The organism is Streptomyces sp. NPDC040410, from assembly GCF_055595715.1.
Map to the genome: position 1 here is coordinate 127,860 of NZ_JBVIVK010000018.1, position 18,354 is coordinate 146,213.

17 protein-coding genes and 5 tRNA genes are annotated in these 18,354 nt (G+C 70.1%); 17 read left to right on the top strand and 5 right to left on the bottom strand.

Annotated elements, in window-relative coordinates; translation table 11 throughout:
- Positions 1-8: 8 nt before the first annotated feature.
- Entirely contained in the window at positions 9-3,896 is a 3,888-nt protein-coding gene (locus tag ACZ562_RS29900) for a sensor histidine kinase (RefSeq protein ID WP_471185360.1), read from the bottom strand.
- A gap of 595 nt (positions 3,897-4,491) precedes the next feature.
- Between ACZ562_RS29900 and ACZ562_RS29905 the strand changes: the two genes are divergently transcribed.
- From ACZ562_RS29905 to ACZ562_RS29945, 9 genes are all read left to right on the top strand, one after another.
- A complete protein-coding gene (locus ACZ562_RS29905; RefSeq protein WP_471185363.1) occupies positions 4,492-4,680 on the top strand; it encodes a hypothetical protein in 189 nt (62 codons plus the stop codon).
- 91 nt (positions 4,681-4,771) lie between these two features.
- Complete coding sequence (locus ACZ562_RS29910) at positions 4,772-5,548, top strand: fumarylacetoacetate hydrolase family protein (protein WP_471185365.1); 777 nt, start codon at positions 4,772-4,774, stop codon at positions 5,546-5,548.
- Positions 5,541-7,025 carry a glutamate--tRNA ligase gene (gltX, locus tag ACZ562_RS29915; protein WP_471185368.1) on the top strand — a complete coding sequence of 495 codons (1,485 nt, stop codon included), beginning with the start codon at positions 5,541-5,543 and terminating at the stop codon, positions 7,023-7,025. The genes ACZ562_RS29910 and gltX overlap by 8 nt, the downstream gene beginning before the upstream one ends.
- A 94-nt stretch (positions 7,026-7,119) precedes the next feature.
- A complete protein-coding gene (locus ACZ562_RS29920) occupies positions 7,120-7,851 on the top strand; it encodes an HAD family hydrolase (RefSeq protein WP_471185371.1) in 732 nt (243 codons plus the stop codon).
- Positions 7,852-7,941: 90 nt separating this feature from the next.
- A tRNA-Gln gene (locus ACZ562_RS29925) sits at positions 7,942-8,013 on the top strand.
- 22 nt (positions 8,014-8,035) lie between these two features.
- Positions 8,036-8,108, top strand: a tRNA-Glu gene (locus tag ACZ562_RS29930).
- Positions 8,109-8,137: 29 nt separating this feature from the next.
- Positions 8,138-8,210: transfer RNA gene (locus tag ACZ562_RS29935), tRNA-Glu, on the top strand.
- Positions 8,211-8,230: 20 nt separating this feature from the next.
- Positions 8,231-8,302 (top strand) — tRNA-Gln (locus ACZ562_RS29940).
- Between the two features lie 28 nt (positions 8,303-8,330).
- A tRNA-Glu gene (locus ACZ562_RS29945) sits at positions 8,331-8,403 on the top strand.
- A 56-nt stretch (positions 8,404-8,459) separates the two neighbouring features.
- On the opposite strand, the gene ACZ562_RS29950 is transcribed toward ACZ562_RS29945, so the two are convergent.
- Positions 8,460-9,104: a MerR family transcriptional regulator gene (locus ACZ562_RS29950; RefSeq protein WP_471185374.1), complete on the bottom strand. Its 645-nt coding sequence runs from the start codon at positions 9,102-9,104 to the stop codon at positions 8,460-8,462.
- An 89-nt stretch (positions 9,105-9,193) separates the two neighbouring features.
- Between ACZ562_RS29950 and ACZ562_RS29955 the strand changes: the two genes are divergently transcribed.
- On the top strand, positions 9,194-9,712 hold the full coding sequence (locus tag ACZ562_RS29955; protein WP_471185376.1) for a DUF4188 domain-containing protein: 519 nt from the start codon (positions 9,194-9,196) through the stop codon (positions 9,710-9,712).
- Positions 9,713-9,784: 72 nt separating this feature from the next.
- On the opposite strand, the gene ndgR is transcribed toward ACZ562_RS29955, so the two are convergent.
- Complete coding sequence (ndgR, locus tag ACZ562_RS29960; protein WP_026278050.1) at positions 9,785-10,501, bottom strand: IclR family transcriptional regulator NdgR; 717 nt, start codon at positions 10,499-10,501, stop codon at positions 9,785-9,787.
- Positions 10,502-10,695: 194 nt separating this feature from the next.
- On the opposite strand from ndgR, the gene leuC reads away from it, so the two are divergent.
- The 4 genes from leuC (at position 10,696) to ACZ562_RS29980 (ending at position 14,021) form a co-directional block, all read left to right on the top strand.
- Positions 10,696-12,120 (top strand): 3-isopropylmalate dehydratase large subunit, encoded by a 1,425-nt coding sequence (leuC, locus tag ACZ562_RS29965; protein WP_471185380.1) that lies wholly within the window; start codon positions 10,696-10,698, stop codon positions 12,118-12,120.
- Between the two features lie 15 nt (positions 12,121-12,135).
- The gene (gene leuD / locus ACZ562_RS29970; RefSeq protein ID WP_471185382.1) at positions 12,136-12,729 is read left to right on the top strand and encodes a 3-isopropylmalate dehydratase small subunit; all 594 of its coding nucleotides are present in this window, start codon (positions 12,136-12,138) and stop codon (positions 12,727-12,729) included.
- A gap of 267 nt (positions 12,730-12,996) precedes the next feature.
- Positions 12,997-13,227 carry an SCO5555 family protein gene (locus tag ACZ562_RS29975; protein ID WP_471185384.1) on the top strand — a complete coding sequence of 77 codons (231 nt, stop codon included), beginning with the start codon at positions 12,997-12,999 and terminating at the stop codon, positions 13,225-13,227.
- A gap of 137 nt (positions 13,228-13,364) precedes the next feature.
- Positions 13,365-14,021 (top strand): HU family DNA-binding protein, encoded by a 657-nt coding sequence (locus ACZ562_RS29980; protein ID WP_471185386.1) that lies wholly within the window; start codon positions 13,365-13,367, stop codon positions 14,019-14,021.
- Between the two features lie 110 nt (positions 14,022-14,131).
- Here ACZ562_RS29980 and ACZ562_RS29985 read toward each other — a convergent pair whose 3' ends face one another.
- Both ACZ562_RS29985 and cofC read right to left on the bottom strand, forming a co-directional pair.
- The gene (locus ACZ562_RS29985) at positions 14,132-14,335 is read right to left on the bottom strand and encodes a hypothetical protein (protein ID WP_471185388.1); all 204 of its coding nucleotides are present in this window, start codon (positions 14,333-14,335) and stop codon (positions 14,132-14,134) included.
- Between the two features lie 60 nt (positions 14,336-14,395).
- Positions 14,396-15,064, bottom strand: coding sequence for a 2-phospho-L-lactate guanylyltransferase (gene cofC / locus ACZ562_RS29990; protein ID WP_471185391.1), 669 nt, complete (start codon positions 15,062-15,064; stop codon positions 14,396-14,398).
- Between the two features lie 144 nt (positions 15,065-15,208).
- On the opposite strand from cofC, the gene ACZ562_RS29995 reads away from it, so the two are divergent.
- From ACZ562_RS29995 to ACZ562_RS30005, 3 genes are all read left to right on the top strand, one after another.
- The gene (locus ACZ562_RS29995; protein ID WP_471185394.1) at positions 15,209-15,985 is read left to right on the top strand and encodes a lysophospholipid acyltransferase family protein; all 777 of its coding nucleotides are present in this window, start codon (positions 15,209-15,211) and stop codon (positions 15,983-15,985) included.
- Entirely contained in the window at positions 15,982-16,992 is a 1,011-nt protein-coding gene (locus ACZ562_RS30000; protein WP_471185396.1) for an NAD(P)H-dependent glycerol-3-phosphate dehydrogenase, read from the top strand. Before ACZ562_RS29995 ends, ACZ562_RS30000 begins: the two co-directional genes overlap by 4 nt.
- Before the next feature lie 103 nt (positions 16,993-17,095).
- Positions 17,096-18,253, top strand: a complete 1,158-nt coding sequence (locus ACZ562_RS30005; RefSeq protein WP_471185399.1) for a D-alanine--D-alanine ligase family protein — start codon at positions 17,096-17,098, stop codon at positions 18,251-18,253.
- Positions 18,254-18,354: the final 101 nt, after the last annotated feature.

The following is an 18,354-nucleotide window of genomic DNA, read 5'->3' on the forward strand; positions in this document are numbered from 1 at the left end:
GGGCTCAACTAACGCTCCTGCTGGTGAGTGGGGCTCGGGAAGCTGCCCGTCTGGCCGGTGCCGGCCTGACGACCCTGCGCGATGCCCCGACGGAGATTGGTCAGCCGGCCGCGTACGTCGTCAGGCGCACGCGAGACCTGCGGACCGGTTTGGTGCTGTTGCTGCTGAGCCGTGCCCGGGACGAGGTTCGCCCGGGGCACCCGGCGCGGCAGGCCGGAGGTGGTGACGCCGCCCGCGGCCGGCTGCCGTACGCGCTCTGCCTGCCGGACGAGATCGTCGTTCGGCGAGCTGCGCCAGGTGCCGGCTGCGGGACGCTGGGGGGCAGCGGGAGCCTGCGGCTGCTGCTGCGGGGCCGGAGCGGAGGCCGGGGCCGCGGAGCCGTTGCTCTGCTGGCCGTGGAACCAGTTCGTCTCCAGCGTGTCGTACAGCGGCGTACGACCGTCGCCGGGGCCCGACGCCGGCGGCAGCGCCTCGGGCTCGTGGCGGGCTGGCTGCTGCTGCGGACGCGGGGGGACCGGCGGGCGCGGGAGGTCGTTGCCGCCGTACGTGCCGTTGACCTGCGGACGTTCGTACTGACCGGGGCCCGCGGGGTTCTGCCGGCTTGGCATCGCGTGCTGGCCCGTGGAGCTGTTGTCGTAGCCCGGGGTGGCGAACTGGCCCGTGGAGCTGTTGTCGTAGCCCGGGGTGGCGTGCTGGCCCGTGGAGCTGTTGTCGTAGCCCGGGGTGGCGAACTGGCCCGTGGAGCTGTTGTCGTAGCCCGGGGTGGCGAACTGGCCCGTGGGCGCGCTGCCGGGAGCCGGGAACTGGCCGGTGGAGCCGTTGTCGTACGCCTGCGGGGCCGCGAACTGGCCCGTGGACGACGGACCGGGCTGCCCGGCCGGTGTGCCGAAGACGTCCGGACGGACGAACCGGCCCGTGTTCTGAGGGTCGTTCGCACCGGGACGCGGAGCGCCGTAGTCGGGGCGGGGAAACTCCGATGTGGCGGACGTGGCGGACGGGGCACCGGGGCCCTGACGGCCGTCGGGGCGCCCGATCGCCGGGATCTCCGCGGTCGCGCCCGGTCCGTTCCGGTCGTCGATGCGCGGCATCCGGGAGGTCTGGGCCGGGTCCTGCTCGTCGTGGCCGCGCGGGGTGTCGAGCGAGGCGCGCGGCACCGGGGGCTGCGCGTTCTCGTCGCTCCAGCTGGGCGTGCGGGGCTGAGTGTTGCCGCCCGGCAGCTCGGCGCGCGGACCACCGCGTCCCGGCAGCACCGGCCGGCGGCCACGGCGGCCGCCGCTCTGCTCGGCGTTGGCGTTCTGTGCCTGCGGAGGTACGGAACGGCTGCCCCCGAACATGTCCTGGCCCTGCGACGCACCGGCGGCGTGCATGCCCTGCGGCGCACCGGGTGCCTGACCGAAGCCGGCGCCTGCCGGAGCCGGACGGCCCTGCTGGGGTGTGGCCGGGCCCTGCGGCCCGCGGGCTCCGCCCGGCGTACTCTGGCGGCCGCCCGCGCCACTGCCGGGCAGCGCGGCCCGCGGCCCCTGGCCGGCTCCGAGCCGGCCACCGCCGGCAGCGCCCGCACCGAGGGCGCCGCCACCGGAGGGACCGGCGCCGAGGGCACCGCCGCCCGGCGCACCGGCACCGAGAGAACCGCCGTTGCCCGTCTGGCGACGGGCCGCGGCCGCACCGGCGGCGGCCTGCGCGGCGGCCGGACCGCCCGCGGAGGGCGCACCCTGGCCGGGCTTGCCCGGAGCGGGCTTCTTCCCGCCCTGGGCGACGTCGACGGGCAGCATGACCAGCGCGGTCGTACCACCGGAGTCGGACGGACGCAGCTGGATGCGGATGCCGTGGCGCTGCGACAGACGACCGACCACGAACAGACCCATGCGGCGGGACACCGACACGTCCACGGTGGGCGGCGAGGCGAGCCGCTCGTTGATCGCCGCGAGGTCCTCGGGGGAGAGGCCGATACCGGTGTCGTGGATCTCGATCAGGACGCGGCCGTCGGGCAGCGCGTGACCGGTGACCTTGACCTTGGTCTGCGGCGAGGAGAAGGAGGTCGCGTTCTCGAGCAGCTCGGCGAGCAGGTGCACGAGGTCGTTGACGACCCGTCCTGCGACCTCGGTGGTCGGCACGGCGGCCAGCTCGATGCGCTCGTACTGCTCCACCTCGGACGCGGCGGCGCGGAGCACGTCGACCAGCGGGACCGGGCGGGTCCAGCGGCGGCCGGGCTCTTCACCCGCGAGAACGAGGAGGTTCTCACCGTTACGGCGCATACGCGTCGCGAGGTGGTCGAGCTTGAACAGCGAGGACAGCTGGTCCGGGTCGGCCTCGCGGGACTCGAGCTCGGAGATCAGCGACAGCTGACGCTGGATAAGACCCTGGGAGCGGCGCGAGAGGTTGGTGAACATCGCGTTGACGTTGCCCCGCAGCAGGGCCTGCTCGGCGGCGAGGCGGACCGCCTCGCGGTGCACGTCGTCGAAGGCCGCGGCCACCTGGCCGATCTCGTCCCGGGAGTGCACACCGACCGACTCCACGGACGTGTCGACGTCCTGCGGGTCGGACTCGGACAGCTGCTTGACCAGCTCGGGCAGACGGTCCTGGGCGACCTTGGTGGCCGTCTCCTGGAGGCGGCGCAGCGAGCGGATCATGGACCGGGCGACGATGAAGGCACCGACCAGTGAGACGCCGAGCACGACCAGGATCAGGACACCGGAGATGATCGCTTCGCGCTCGGAGACGGCACGCAGCTCGCGGGCCTTCTGCTCCATCTCCTCGAGCAGCGTGTGTTCGATCTTCTCCATCTGCTCGATCTTGGTCGAGCTGTCGTCCGTCCAGTCCTTGTAGGACCGCTTGTCCAGGGACGTCAGACCTGTCGCCGAGCTCAGCGCGCGGTCGGCGTAGGTGTCGGTGGCCTCGATCGTCGGGTTGCCCTCTTCGATGGGCTTGAGGAGTTCGGCGGCGGCCGTGTCGCCGTAGATGCTCTTGAAGCTGGCCAGCTCGGAGTCCTGGCTCTCCAGCGCGGAGTCCGCGTACAGCCGGTCGTTCTCGGCCAGGTCGCCGAAGCTGGTGTCGTTCGCGGGCAGGGCCGCGGCGAGCACCGCACGCTGGACGGACGCGTACTCCTTGGCGGAGGAGAAGGCCGCCAGGGCGCGCGTGCGCTGGATCATGTCCGGGTTGCTGGTCGCCTCCGCCATGTCCTGCGAGAGGTCGAGCAGGTGGGTGATCAGCCGGTGGTAGGACTCCACGGTCTGGGTGGAGTTGTCCTTGGCCGTGTAGGCGCCGTTGCGGATCTTGGAGAGGGTGCCCAGGTCGGTGACCAGGCCCACCAGGCTCTCACGGACGCCCTGGAGGTTGCCGTTGCTGACATTGGCGTCGATCTCCTCGGCGGCGGTGTTGAAGTTGTCGACCGCCCGGTCCGTCTTGTCCCGGTAGCTCTTGACCGTGTAGTCGGTCGCCTTCGAGCCGTGCGCCAGCGGACCGGCCGACTGGTCGCGCTCCTCCTGGAGCGCGGCCGCCAGCTCGGTGGCCTCCTTGGTCATCTCGGTCAGCAGCTTCATGTTGTCGAGCTGCTGGATGTCGTCCATGGAGTCGCCGATGCGCAGCGCGCCCAGCGAGGTGGCCGCGACCACCGGGAGCGCGAGCAGCGACACCAGACGCGTGGAGATGCGCCAGTTGCGCAGGGCTATGCGCGAACCGGGACCGGTGGAGCTTTTCGGCGGGCTGACCGGCGGAGTGGGTGCCGCGGCGGGGCCCGGCGACGCGGACGCGCCGGGGCGCCCGGGGCGTTCACCGCCGTCGCCGGACGTGGCCTGGCCCGGGTTCTGGGCGTGCTGGGGCGAGGAACCGCGGTCGGTCCCGCCGTGCGGCTCCGGCTCCGCCGAAGCACTGCCATCCCTCTTGAAACGTCCCTGCACTAGCAACCTCTGGACCAGGCGCCCCTCCGGTTGAACGGAAGAGCGGGTGTCGGCGTTATAGAGGGCGCCCTGAATGCGCCCCCCGGGTGGTCGTGAGTGACCGGCGCTGGCTCCCCCTCTCGCCGCCACTCGGCGCTGTTTGCGCCCCCTGCGCGCCGGCTCGATCCTGCGGCGGTTCGTGGAATTCCAGCACAGTGCCGGATCTCCAACAAGGTCCGTGGGCCCAACCGTGACCTACGTGACAGTATGTGAGTGCGGAGTTACGCGGTGTGGAAAAGAATTACCCCTATAACGGGCATACGTTCGGGAGTTGTTATGGCTCGAGAAGTGTCCCAGTCGGCATGATCAGGATTGGAATGATGGTTTCAGGGGGGAATGTCCGTTTCGATACGGTGAATCGCCAGTCGGAATTGACCGGATTGCCTGCAGGTTCGTGAGCAAACTCACACACGGATCTTGAGGTCTTCGCGGCTGGGGAGGGGAATTGAATGTTTAGCCTGACGCTTTACAACAGACAAGCATCTGCCAACCCGCGCCGGATTCGCCCCCTTTGGGGCCGTCCGGCGCCCGCACGACGACAGGGTCGAGTACAACCGTGAAGACGACGATGATGTTCCGCACGATAGCCAACCCGCGGCGTACGACGCTGGTGCACCTCGAGGACGCCGCCGACCTGCAGACCCCGGACCAGCAGGAACACTCCGTCGACCTCCCGGCGCAGACCGCCAACCCCCGGCGCACCGTCCTGATGGACATCCCGGCCGCGGCACCCGTGGCGCAGTAGCCCGCACGGCGGCCGCCGCGCCCTTCCGAGCGATAGCCTGGGGCCTCAGACTCCAGCAGCTCAGTGACTCAGTGAGGGGCGCAAGGATCCCGTGCGCATCGCCAGATTCTCCATCGACGGGAACGTCGCCTTCGGCGCCGTAGAGGGCGACAGGCCGGACGAGCTCGTCCTCGACATCATCAAGGGCATCCCGTTCGCGGACTTCGAGCTCTCCGGCACCAGGGTGCCGCTCAGCAAGGTCAGGCTGCTGCCGCCGGTGCTCCCCAACAAGGTCGTGGCCTTCGGCCGCAACTACGCCGAGCACGCCCGGGAACTCGGCAACGAGGTGCCCGACGCCCCGTTCGCCTTCTTCAAGCCGTCCACCTCGGTGATCGGCCCCGGCGACGAGATCCAGTACCCCTCCTTCTCCGAGGAACTGCACCACGAGGCCGAACTGGCCGTCGTCATCGGGCGCATGTGCCGCGAGGTTCCGCGCGAGCGCGTCAAGGACGTGATCCTGGGCTACACCTGCGCCAACGACATCACCGCCCGCGACGTCCAGAAGCGCGAGAAGCAGTGGGCGCGGGCCAAGGGCTTCGACACCTCCTGCCCGCTCGGCCCCTGGGTGGAGACGGACCTGGACCCCTCCGACCTCACCGTCCAGCTCACGGTCAACGGCGGACAGCGCCAGCTCGGCCGCACCAGCGAGATGATCCACTCCGTCGAGGATCTGATCGTCGACATCACCGAGGCCATGACGCTGCTCCCCGGAGACGTCATCCTCACGGGCACCCCGGCAGGGGTCGGCCCGCTCCAGGTCGGCGACGAGGTCGCCGTCACCATCGAAGGCATCGGCACTCTCACCAACAAGGTTGTCAAGCGTGGCTAGCGCACTCGCCTCCCCCGTTCGCGTCCGTTTCTGTCCGTCGCCCACCGGCAACCCCCATGTGGGCCTGGTGCGCACCGCCCTGTTCAACTGGGCGTTCGCCCGGCACCACCAGGGAACCCTGGTCTTCCGCATCGAGGACACCGACGCGGCCCGCGACTCCGAGGAGTCCTACGGGCAGCTCCTGGACTCGATGCGCTGGCTCGGCTTCGACTGGGACGAGGGCCCCGAGGTGGGCGGCCCCCACGCGCCGTACCGCCAGTCGCAGCGCATGGACCTCTACAACGACGTCGCCGAGAAGCTCCTCACCGCCGGCCACGCCTACCGCTGCTACTGCTCGCAGGAGGAGCTGGACACCCGCCGCGAGGCCGCCCGCGCCGCCGGGAAGCCCTCCGGCTACGACGGCCACTGCCGTGACCTGAGCGCCGGGCAGGTGGAGGAGTTCAAGGCCCAGGGCCGCACCCCGATCGTCCGCTTCCGCATGCCCGACGAGCCGATCACCTTCACGGACCTGGTCCGCGGCGAGCTGACGTTCACGCCGGAGAACGTCCCGGACTACGGGATCGTACGAGCCAACGGGGCGCCCCTCTACACGCTCGTGAACCCGGTCGACGACGCGCTGATGGAGATCACCCACGTCCTGCGCGGCGAGGACCTGCTCTCCTCCACCCCGCGCCAGATCGCCCTCTACAAGGCGCTGACCGAGCTGGGCATCGCCCGGCGGATCCCCGCCTTCGGCCACCTGCCGTACGTGATGGGCGAGGGCAACAAGAAGCTGTCGAAGCGCGACCCGCAGTCGTCGCTCAACCTCTACCGCGAGCGCGGCTTCCTGCCCGAGGGCCTGCTCAACTACCTCTCCCTGCTCGGCTGGTCGCTCTCCGCCGACCAGGACATCTTCACGATGGCCGAGATGGTCGCGGCCTTCGACATCGCGGACGTGAACCCCAACCCGGCGCGCTTCGACCTGAAGAAGTGCGAGGCGATCAACGGCGACCACATCCGCCTGCTGGACATGAAGGACTTCACGGAGCGCTGCCGGCCGTGGCTGCAGGCCCCGTTCGCCCCGTGGGCGCAGGAGGACTTCGACGAGGCCAAGTGGCAGGCGATCGCGCCGCACGCGCAGACCCGCCTGAAGGTCCTCTCGGAGATCACGGACAACGTCGACTTCCTGTTCCTGTCTGAGCCGGTCTTCGACGAGGCCTCCTGGACGAAGGCGATGAAGGAGGGCTCGGACGCGCTCCTGCGCACGGCCCGCGAGAAGCTCGAACCGGCCGACTGGACCTCTGCCGAGTCCCTGAAGGAGGCCGTCCTGGCGGCCGGTGAGGCGCACGGCCTCAAGCTCGGCAAGGCCCAGGCCCCCGTCCGCGTCGCCGTCACCGGCCGCACGGTCGGCCTCCCGCTCTTCGAGTCCCTGGAGGTCCTGGGCAAGGAGAAGACGCTGGCCCGCATCGACGCGGCCCTGGCGAAGCTGGCGGCATAACCCGTTTCTGCGTGAGGTGCGGCACCCGGCCCAGGGCGCCGCACCTTCGTCGTTCCGCCGGACGTGCCGCCGGTCCCCGCGTTACGGTCGGATCATGAGCATCCTCGCCGTGGTCTGGGACGTGGACGACACCCTCTTCGACTACACCTCGGCAGACCGCGTCGGCATGCGGGAGCACCTCGCGGCCGAAGGTCTGCTGGACGGATACGGCACCGCGGAGCGGGCCATCGTGCACTGGCGGGAGATCACCGACCAGCAGTGGGCGCGCTTCTCCGCCGGGGAGATCACCTTCGAAGGTCAGCGCAGAGATCGCGTACGGGTGTTCCTGGGGGAGGAGCTGACCGACGGCGAGGCCGATGCCTGGTTCGGCCGTTACATGCGTCACTACGAGGCCGCCTGGGCCCTCTTCCCGGACGTCCTGCCCGTCCTGGACGCCCTCGCGGCCAGCCACCGCCATGCCGTGCTGTCCAACTCCAGCCTGCACGTCCAGGACCGCAAACTGCGCGTGCTCGGCGTGCACGACCGCTTCGAGGCCATCCTGTGCGCCGCGGAACTCGGCATCTCCAAGCCGGAGGCCGCGGCCTTCCACGCCGCCTGCGACGCCTTGGAGCTGGCCCCGCACCAAGTGGCGTACGTCGGCGACCACCCGGAGATCGACGGGCGGGGCGCAGCCGACGCCGGACTGCTGGCGGTGTGGATCGACCGGGACGGTGTGTACGCCGGGGCCGGCGCACCCGCCGGCCCGCGCCGGATCGCCTCCCTCGCCGAACTCCCCGCGCTCCTCGGCTCGGATACCCGTTTTGGAGCCCCGTCCACCTTCGGGTAATGTTCCTTCTGCGCCGCCGGGGAGCGGGCCGGAAGGCCGGAACCGGAGGCGCAAGCTAGAACAAGAACCCCTCAGGGGCTTGCGTTCCAGTGGCCTATGGTGTAATTGGCAGCACGACTGATTCTGGTTCAGTTAGTCTTGGTTCGAGTCCAGGTAGGCCAGCTCGCAGAGCTCATCTGCACCCGCCCCCGTTGTGTAGCGGCCTAGCACGCTGCCCTCTCAAGGCAGTAGCGCCGGTTCGAATCCGGTCGGGGGTACTGGTTCCGATCTTCTCGGGATCGCTAGGGCCCCCGTTGTGTAGCGGCCTAGCACGCCGCCCTCTCAAGGCGGTAGCGCCGGTTCGAATCCGGTCGGGGGTACAAACTGGTCTAAACCACATTGGTCTATGGTGTAATTGGCAGCACGACTGATTCTGGTTCAGTTAGTCTTGGTTCGAGTCCAGGTAGACCAGCTCGGATCTGCGGCAACGCAAGATCCTCGCCCCCGTTGTGTAGCGGCCTAGCACGCCGCCCTCTCAAGGCGGTAGCGCCGGTTCGAATCCGGTCGGGGGTACACAGATCGACGGGCCTCCACTTCGGTGGGGGCCCTTCGGTGTTCCCGGCCCGCGGCTACTCGAAGCCGTACCTCCGCGCGGACTCCTCCTCCTGGGCCAGCCGGTGCAGTGCCTGCAGCACCGGCTCCACGAAAATCGCGCCCGCGACCGCCGTCTCGACCATCTCCGCCTCCGACGGACGGCTCTCCACGAAGTCCAGGTCGAGGACGGCCGCCTGGTGCATCAACCGCCCGTACGACACGATCAGTTCAGGGTCCCAGTCGTAGCCGAGCCGCCGGAGCGTGGCCGCCGCCACCACCAGTGAGCGGAAGGCGGGGGAGATGGTGATCAGAGCCTGGGCGTTCGACCAGCCCAGCGTCTGGAGGAGTTGCTCGGCCTCACGGTGAGCGGCCTGCGCGAACTCGTCCTCCGCGTCCGGCTCGGGAACCGGCGGCAGCGCCCACAGGGCCGCGCCCAGGCGGATCGTGCGGCCCAGGGAATCGTCGTCGACGTGCCCCAGCACCTCCCGGACCGTCGCCACCGGGATCCGGCCGACCTGGATCATCGCGCGGACCAGGCGCAGCCGGCGCAGATGGCTCTCGTGGTACTCGGCCGTGGTCGCGTTGATCTGACGGCCGGGCGTCAACAGCCCTTCGCGCAGGTAGTACTTGATCGTCGCGGTGGACACCCCGCTGCGCTCGCTCAGCTCCGCCAACCGCATGTCTTGCGCCTCTCCTTGGGAAGTGCCACTATCCAAGCACCGCTCAGAAGGATAGTGCCGCTATCCGATCCGAGTGCCAGGGGGCAGCCGTGTTCGCGAAGCCGGTATCGGGCCGCACCACCGCGGCCGCCGAAGGTGATGTGGTGGTCCTGCTGATCGGCATGCGCGTCAACCACTTCTGGGCCGTGCACCAGTGCCTGCCGGTCATGCTGGCGATGTTCCGCATGCTGGGGGAGCTCGCGCGGGACGGCGACCGGGGGCTGCTGGGGCGCGTACTGCTGACGGCTTCGCCGCGGACGTACTACGTCGTCCAGTACTGGGAGTCCAAGGAGAAGCTCTACGCGTACGCGACCTCGCCCGACATGTTCCACCACGAGGTGTGGGGGATCGTCAACCGCAAGGAGCGGGCGGGGAAGGCGCGGGGGCATGTGGGGATCTGGCACGAGGCCTACGTCGTCCCCGAGGGGTCCTACGAGTCGGTCTACGCCGACATGCCGGCCTTCGGCCTCGCGGCGGCGCACGGCCAGGTGCCGGTCGAGAAGCGGGGCCGCTATGCGAAGGACCGGTTCGCGTACCGGTCGGCGAAGGCGGCCGAAGAAGCCGGATGACGGGGGAGCGGGGGACGGGGAGGGCCGGCCGCGGCGTCGGGGCCGGTCCTCCCCGAAGACGTTCCCGGCAGGTCAGCCCGAGCGGCGCAGGGCCTCGGACAGGCGGGCGGCGGCGTCGATGACCGCCTGGGCGTGCATACGGCCCGGGTGGCGCGTCAGGCGCTCGATGGGGCCGGAGACGGACACGGCGGCCACCACGCGGTTGGAAGGGCCTCGTACGGGCGCGGAGACGGACGCGACGCCCGGCTCGCGCTCGCCGATGGACTGGGCCCAGCCCCGGCGCCGTACGCCCGACAGGGCCGTCGCCGTGAAGCGGGCGCCCTGCAGGCCCCGGTGCAGGCGCTCCGGCTCCTCCCAGGCCATCAGGATCTGGGCCGAGGAGCCCGCCTTCATCGTGAGCGTCGAGCCGACCGGGACCGTGTCCCGCAGGCCGGAGAGACGTTCCGCCGCGGCGACGCAGATGCGCATGTCGCCCTGGCGGCGGTAGAGCTGTGCGCTCTCGCCCGTGACGTCACGGAGGTGGGTGAGCACCGGGCCCGCCGTGGCGAGGAGACGGTCCTCGCCGGCGGCCGCGGCCAGCTCGGCCAGACGGGGGCCGAGGATGAATCGGCCCTGCATGTCACGTGCCACCATGCGGTGGTGTTCCAGAGCCACGGCCAGCCGGTGGGCCGTGGGTCGTGCCAGTCCGGTGGCTGCGACCAGACCCGCGAGGGTGGCCGGACCGGACTCCAGGGCGCTCAGGACAAGGGCTGCCTTGTCCAGAACGCCGACGCCGCTACTGTTGTCCATGAAACGATACTTGCGTCTCACTCTGTGAAACGCAAGTTCAATTTTCCGTGGAACGCGCCACTCTGGAAGACACGAAGGCACAGCGGCCCGCGGACCAACGGGCCCGGCGGCGGACGCCCGGGCACGGGGCGCGGGCAGCCGATTCCTCAAGATCTAGTTGGGCCGGTGGACGCTTGCCGGCCGGAGGGAAAGCGATGGGTAGGACACTCGCGGAGAAGGTCTGGGACGACCATGTCGTCCGGCGCGCCGAGGGCGAGCCCGACCTCCTCTTCATCGATCTGCACCTGCTGCACGAGGTGACCAGCCCGCAGGCCTTCGACGGTCTGCGTCAGAACGGCCGGCCGGTGCGCCGCCTCGACCTCACCATCGCCACCGAGGACCACAACACCCCGACCCTCGACATCGACAAGCCGATCGCGGACCCGGTCTCGCGCGCCCAGCTGGAGACGCTGCGCAAGAACTGTGCCGACTTCGGTGTGCGCCTGCACCCGCTGGGCGACGTCGAGCAGGGCGTCGTGCACGTCGTCGGCCCGCAGCTGGGTCTGACCCAGCCCGGTACGACGGTCGTCTGCGGTGACTCGCACACCTCCACGCACGGCGCGTTCGGCGCGCTCGCGTTCGGCATCGGCACCTCCCAGGTCGAGCACGTGCTGGCCACCCAGACGCTGCCGCTGGCCCGCCCCAAGACCATGGCCATCACCGTCGAGGGCGAGCTGCCCGAGGGCGTCACGGCCAAGGACCTGATCCTGGCGATCATCGCCAGGATCGGCACGGGCGGCGGCCAGGGCTACATCCTGGAGTACCGCGGCTCCGCCATCGAGAAGCTCTCGATGGAGGCCCGGATGACCATCTGCAACATGTCGATCGAGGCCGGCGCCCGGGCGGGCATGATCGCCCCCGACGAGACGACCTTCGAGTACCTCAAGGGCCGCCCGCACGCCCCCGAGGGCGAGGACTGGGACGCCGCCGTCGCGTACTGGAAGACGCTGAAGACGGACGAGGACGCAGAGTTCGACGCCGAGGTCGTCATCAACGCCGGTGAACTGTCGCCGTTCGTCACCTGGGGCACCAACCCCGGCCAGGGCGCGCCGCTTTCGTCCGCGGTCCCCGACCCTGCTTCGTACGAAGACGCTTCGGAGCGCCTGGCCGCCGAAAAGGCCCTGGAATACATGGGGTTGGATGCCGGACAGCCGCTGCGGTCCATCAAGGTGGACACCGTCTTCGTAGGCTCGTGCACCAACGGCCGTATCGAGGACCTGCGCGCCGCCGCCGCGATCGTCAAGGACCGCAAAGTCGCCGACGGCGTACGGATGCTGGTCGTTCCCGGCTCCGCGCGGGTCGGTCTGCAGGCCGTCTCCGAGGGTCTGGACGTCGTCTTCAAGGAGGCCGGCGCCGAATGGCGGCACGCGGGCTGCTCGATGTGTCTGGGCATGAACCCGGACCAGCTGGCCCCCGGTGAGCGCTCCGCGTCCACCTCCAACCGCAACTTCGAGGGCAGGCAGGGCAAGGGCGGCCGCACGCACCTGGTGTCGCCGCAGGTCGCCGCCGCGACCGCCGTACTGGGCCACCTGGCCTCGCCCGCCGACCTGTCCGACGTCCCCGTGCCCGCCGCAGTCTGAGAGTCGCTGAGAGTCATGGAAGCATTCACCACGCACACCGGCCGGGCCGTCCCGCTGCGCCGCAGCAACGTCGACACCGACCAGATCATCCCTGCTCACTGGCTCAAGAAGGTGACGCGGGACGGGTTCGAGGACGGGCTGTTCGAGGCCTGGCGCAAGGACGAGACCTTCGTCCTCAACCGGCCCGAGCGGCAGGGTGCGACCGTCCTGGTCGCCGGCCCCGACTTCGGCACCGGCTCCTCCCGCGAGCACGCCGTCTGGGCGCTGCAGAACTACGGCTTCAAGGCCGTGATCTCCTCCCGCTTCGCCGACATCTTCCGCGGCAACTCGCTCAAGAACGGCCTGCTCACGGTGGTTCTGGAGCAGAAGATCGTGGACGCGCTGTGGGAGCTCACGGAGCGGGACCCGCAGGCCGAGATCACGGTCGACCTGGAGAGGCGCGAGGTGCGCGCCGAGGGTGTGACCGCCTCGTTCGAGCTGGACGAGAACTCCCGCTGGCGGCTGCTGAACGGGCTGGACGACATCTCCATCACCCTCCAGAACGAGGCCGACATCTCCACGTACGAAGCAAAGCGGCCCTCCTACAAGCCGCGCACCCTCCAGCTCTGATCCCTCAGGGGTCGCGACGGGTCGAGTTTCGGCCACGCGACATCGCCCTCTGTACCCCCGATCAGCCCGATCGGGGGTACAGCTGTGTCTGCACCCGAACGGCCCCGTGCGGGGCCGGGGCCGTCCCCAACTCCCCACGTTAGAGGGGATGTTGTCGGGGTACGCGAGTCCTGTAGCCGTGACTTCCGCAGGGGCCGACGAGGCTGTTCGGGGCGGCAGTTGCACCCTGCGCAGGCGACAACTCGCCCCAGATGGCACAATCTGTGCATGGGACACGACGGCCAACTCGAGCTCTATGCGGCAGTCGCGGACCGACTGAAGGAAGCGCACGCAAGAGTGCGCGCACTGCAAGTCCCGGAGGGCGTACGGATGGCGCTGACCCGGAAGCTGCTGGTCATTACGGCCGCGGCCAAGCACGATCTCGCCGATGCGACAAGGCGTCTGGAGCGGTTCACGGCGGACCTCGACCAGGGGCGATTCCCCGAAGAGGAACGCTGAACAAGTCCGGAACAACCGAGTCGGTTGCGGCGCACGGGTGATTAGCCCGTTTCGTGTTTGATTTGCGGTATATATCTGCCTAACGTGCGAAAAAGCTTGAACACTTTCGTTCTGGCGATGTCTCCGAAGGGGAAGACGTGAACAAGGCGCAGCTCGTAGAAGCGATTGCCGACAAGGTGGGCGGCCGCCAGCAGGCCGCCGACGCTGTCGACGCGGTCCTGGACGCCATCGTCCGCGCGACCGTCGCCGGGGACCGGGTCTCGGTCACCGGCTTCGGCTCGTTCGAGAAGGTCGACCGCCCCGCCCGTTACGCCCGCAACCCCCAGACGGGCGAGCGGGTTCGGGTCAAGAAGACCTCCGTGCCGCGCTTCCGCGCGGGCCAGGGCTTCAAGGACCTGGTCAGCGGCTCGAAGAAGCTCCCGCGCGGTGGCGAGGTCGCCGTCAAGAAGGCGCCCAAGGGCAGCCTCACCGGTGGTGCCGCCGCCACGGTCAAGAAGGCCGCGGCCAAGAAGACCACCGCCAAGAAGGCAACGGCCGCGGCGAAGAAGGTCACGGCGAAGAAGGCGCCCGCGAAGAAGACGACGGCCGCCGCGAAGAAGACCACGGCGAAGAAGGCCCCCGCCAAGAAGACCACGGCGGCCGCCAAGACCACCGCCGCGAAGAAGACCACCGCCAAGAAGGCGACGGCCAAGAAGGCCCCGGCGAAGAAGGCGACGGCCAAGAAGGCCCCCGCCAAGAAGTCGCCCGCGCGCAAGACCACCACCGCCAAGAAGGCCACCGCCCGCAAGAAGTAAGGGCACAGGGGCACTCACGCGCCGGGCCGGACTCCCTGGGGAGCCCGGCCCGCGGCGTGTCTACGGGGTTCAAGGGGCTTATGGGGCGTGCAGAGCCCCGCGGGCGTTGTTCACAGCGTCTGCAGTGTCACGAGGACGATCCGGGGGCTGTCCTCGGGGCCCTCCACCTCGATCCGTACCCGCTGTCCCGGGCGCAACAGCCTCAGTCCGCCCGCGTCGAACGCGGCGGTGTCGAACGGGACCGGGGTGCCGTCGTCGAGCAGCACACTGCCGCTGCGCGTTTCGGCGTCGTACGTGTATGCGGTGGCCTGCATGGCGGCAGCCTACTGCTCCGGGACGGGGGCCCGCCCGGCGTATCAGCCCAAGGGGGCTGATCAAGTGCCGTCACTGTTCTCCGACCCGATGCGTCCGGCAGGCCCCAGCAGGCGCGCCGCGGCGGCGGCCGTGTGCGGGCCGACCCCCAGCGCCAGCGCGGCCCGCAGGTCCTCGCCCGTGTCCACGTCCCGGCGGACGGAATCCACAGCGGCCAGGCCGATTTCCATGGCGCCGGACGCGCTGTGGCGGGCCCGGGAATCCGGGCCGAACGAGGGGAGCAATTCCCGTCCCGGAGCGGCGGCCAGCAGCGTGGTTCCGATTGCGGCCGCATCCGGGAGAAAAGCGCGCGGGAATTCCGCCGCCGTGTCCAGCACCTGGGCCAATTCCAGGGGGCGCAGCGCCGGAAGATCGGCGTTCAGGGCCGCCACGGCGGCTTCGGGGCGCAAGACCCGTACGACCGCTGCCGCGTGCGCCAGAGCCGCGTTCAGGCCGCCCCGGGGCTCGTCGGGGACGATCCGGGCGCCGAGCGCGGCCAGCTCCCGTCCGGCCAGCGCGTCGTCCGTGACTACCGCCACATCCCGCACCGCGGGGCAGGCCAGCGCGGCCGCCACGGTGTCCTGCGCGAAGGCGAGGGCGAGGCCCGGGCGCACTCCTTCCGCGGCGGTGTCCGCGAGCCTGCTCTTGGCCCGCGCCAGCGATTTCAGGGGTATCACCAGGGTCCACTGCACGAGTGTTCCGTCCCTCTCCTGTCGCGGCCATTGTCGCCCGGCCCATCAGGGGGCGGCGCGGCCGGGGCGTACGGTGTTCTCGACAGACCGGCGGCCTGGGGCGACACTTGTGCGGCCCCCCAGGCCCTAGAGGAAGGTGTCCGCGTGCCCCGCCGCAGAATCGGGTTCTGGTACCGCTTCGCAGCGGTCCTCTGCAAACCACCGCTGGTGATTCTGATCAAGCGGGACTGGCGAGGAATGGAGAACATTCCGGCCGAGGGCGGATTTATCACCGCGGTGAACCACAATTCGCACGTCGATCCCTTCGCGTACGCGCACTATCAGTACAACACCGGCCGCGTTCCGCGATTCCTGGCGAAGAGCGGCCTATTCAAGAAGGGATTCGTCGGTGCCGCGATGCGCGGTACCGGGCAGATCCCCGTCTACCGCGAGAGCACGGACGCGCTCAGCGCCTTCCGGGCCGCGATCGACGCCGTGGAGCGTGGTGAGTGCGTCGCCTTCTACCCCGAGGGCACCCTCACCCGCGACCCGAACGGCTGGCCCATGACCGGCAAGACCGGTGCCGCGCGCGTCGCACTGCAGACCAAGTGTCCGGTGATCCCGGTCGCCCAATGGGGCGCCAACGAGCTGTTGCCGCCGTACGCCAAGAGGCCCAGCCTCCTTCCGCGCAAGACCCACCGTGTGCTCGCCGGGCCGCCGGTGGACCTCGGGCGGTTCTACGACCAGGAGATGACTCCGGATGTCCTGAAGGAGGCGACCGAGGTCATCATGGCCGCCATCACCCGCCAGCTGGAGGAGATCCGCGGCGAGCAGGCACCCAGGACGGCGTACGACCCGCGCCGGGAGCGGATCGAGCAGCGGCGCAAGACCCGGGCACAGTCGGAGCCGAGGGCCGAGCAGGAAGAGGGGCGGAGCAAGTGAGCAAGCCGGTCAGGGCGGCGGTCTTCGGCACCGGATCCTGGGGCACCGCCTTCGGCATGGTCCTCGCCGACGCGGGCTGCGAGGTGACGCTGTGGGGGCGTCGCCCCGAACTAGCGGAAGCGGTCAACTCCACGCGTACGAACCCGGACTACCTTCCCGGCGTGGAACTCCCGGAGAACCTGCGGGCGACGGCGGACGCCGCCGAAGCCGCGCGCGACGCCGACTTCACCGTCCTCGCGATCCCCTCGCAGACACTGCGCCGGAACCTCGCCGAATGGACCCCGCTGCTCGCGCCGGACACGGTTCTCGTCTCGCTGATGAAGGGGGTCGAACTCGGCTCCGCCATGCGGATGAGCGAAGTGATCGAGGACGTCGCCAAGGTCGGCCGGGACCGCGTCGCCGTCGTCACCGGGCCCAACCTCGCGCGTGAGATCGCCGCCCGGATGCCGGCCGCCGCCGTGGTCGCCTGCACCGACGAGACCGTCGCCCAGCGCCTTCAGTCGGCCTGCCACACGCCGTACTTCCGCCCGTACACCAACACGGACGTCGTGGGCTGCGAACTGGGCGGCGCGGTCAAGAACGTCATCGGTCTCGCCGTCGGTATCGCGGACGGCATGGGCCTGGGCGACAATGCCAAGGGCTCGCTCATCACCCGGGGTCTCGCGGAGACCACCCGGCTCGGTCTCGTCATGGGCGCCGAAGCACTCACCTTCTCCGGCCTCGCGGGCCTGGGCGACCTGGTGGCGACCTGCTCCTCGCCGCTGTCCCGCAACCACACCTTCGGCACCAACCTCGGCAAGGGCATGACCCTGGAGGAGACCATCGCGGTCACCAAGCAGACCGCCGAGGGCGTCAAGTCCTGTGAGTCCGTGCTGGATCTGGCACGCAGGCACGGCGTCGACATGCCCATCACCGAGACGGTCGTCGGCATCGTGCACGAGGGCAAGCCGCCGGTGGTCGCCCTCAAGGAGCTGATGTCGCGCAGCGCGAAGCCCGAACGACGCTGAGCGACAGGCTCCTTCTTCCGGCTCCCTCGCCGGGGGCGGGGCCGCTCACTCGCGGGCGCCCACGCTGTCTCAGGGCACTACCACCGGGTACTCTCATCGCGATATGAGCACCGAGAACCTCCCCCAGAGCCCTGAGCAGCCGTCCCGCAAGCCGCGTGTGGCCGTCGTGTTCGGCGGACGCAGCTCCGAACACGGGATCTCCGTGGTCACCGCCGGCGCCGTACTGCGGGCCGTCGACCGGACGAAGTACGACGTACTGCCGATCGGCATCACCCAGGACGGCCGGTGGGCGCTCACCGCCGACGAGCCGGAACGCATGGCGATCACCGACCGCCGTACACCCAACGTCACCGAGCTCGCCGAGTCGAGCGAGGGCGGCGTGGTGCTCCCCGTCGACCCCGCAAACCGCGAAGTCGTCTACAGCGAGCCCGGATCGGTGCCCAAGGCCCTCGGTGAGGTCGACGTCGTCTTTCCCGTGCTGCACGGCCCGTACGGCGAGGACGGCACTCTCCAGGGCCTCCTGGAGCTCTCCGGCGTCCCGTACGTGGGCTCGGGCGTGCTCGCCTCGGCCGTCGGCCAGGACAAGGAGTACATGAAGCGGGTGTTCACCTCGTTCGGCCTCAAGGTGGGCCCCTACATGGTGATCCGGCCTCGTGAGTGGCAGCAGGACGAGCCGGCGGCCCGCAAGAGGATCGTCGACTTCGCCGGCGAGCACGGCTGGCCGCTGTTCGTGAAGCCCGCGCGCGCGGGCTCGTCGATCGGCATCACCAAGGTCGACGACCTCTCCGGTCTCGACGAGGCGATCGCCGAGGCACAGCTGCACGACCCGAAGATCCTCGTGGAGGCGGCGCTGCGCGGCCGCGAGATCGAGTGCGGGGTGCTGGAGTTCGAGGACGGCCCGCGCGCCTCCGTCCCCGCCGAGATCCCGCCTCCGGACGCGCACGCGTACTACGACTTCGAGGCGAAGTACATCGACTCGACCCCCGGCATCGTGCCGGCCCCGCTGACGCCGGAGGAGACGGCTCAGGTGCAGAAGCTCGCGGTGGAGGCCTTCGACGCCGCCTCCTGCGAGGGACTGGTCCGTGCGGACTTCTTCCTGACGGAGGACGGCGAGTTCGTGATCAACGAGATCAACACGATGCCGGGCTTCACCCCGATCTCGATGTACCCGGCGATGTGGCAGGCGAGCGGGGTGGAGTACGCGGAGCTGGTGGACAGGCTCATCCAGGCAGCACTTCGAAGGTCGACGGGACTGCGCTGACCCGGCACTAGTGCCGCGTCAGCCAAGGTTCGCCCCGTCGCGACGCCCGGCACGCCCTCTCGCCGCACCGGCCGAAAGCCCGAGTACGTCCAGTACGAGGA

Bases quoted from the DNA above. Each gene is read 5' to 3' on its own strand.
- leuC (WP_471185380.1), top strand. From the start codon at position 10,696: ATGGGTAGGACACTCGCGGAGAAGGTCTGGGACGACCATGTCGTCCGG.
- leuD (WP_471185382.1), top strand. From the start codon at position 12,136: ATGGAAGCATTCACCACGCACACCGGCCGGGCCGTCCCGCTGCGCCGC.
- ndgR (WP_026278050.1), bottom strand. From the start codon at position 10,501: ATGGACAACAGTAGCGGCGTCGGCGTTCTGGACAAGGCAGCCCTTGTC.
- ACZ562_RS29975 (WP_471185384.1), top strand. From the start codon at position 12,997: ATGGGACACGACGGCCAACTCGAGCTCTATGCGGCAGTCGCGGACCGA.
- ACZ562_RS29920 (WP_471185371.1), top strand. From the start codon at position 7,120: ATGAGCATCCTCGCCGTGGTCTGGGACGTGGACGACACCCTCTTCGAC.
- ACZ562_RS29950 (WP_471185374.1), bottom strand. From the start codon at position 9,104: ATGCGGTTGGCGGAGCTGAGCGAGCGCAGCGGGGTGTCCACCGCGACG.
- ACZ562_RS30005 (WP_471185399.1), top strand. From the start codon at position 17,096: ATGAGCACCGAGAACCTCCCCCAGAGCCCTGAGCAGCCGTCCCGCAAG.
- ACZ562_RS29985 (WP_471185388.1), bottom strand. From the start codon at position 14,335: ATGCAGGCCACCGCATACACGTACGACGCCGAAACGCGCAGCGGCAGT.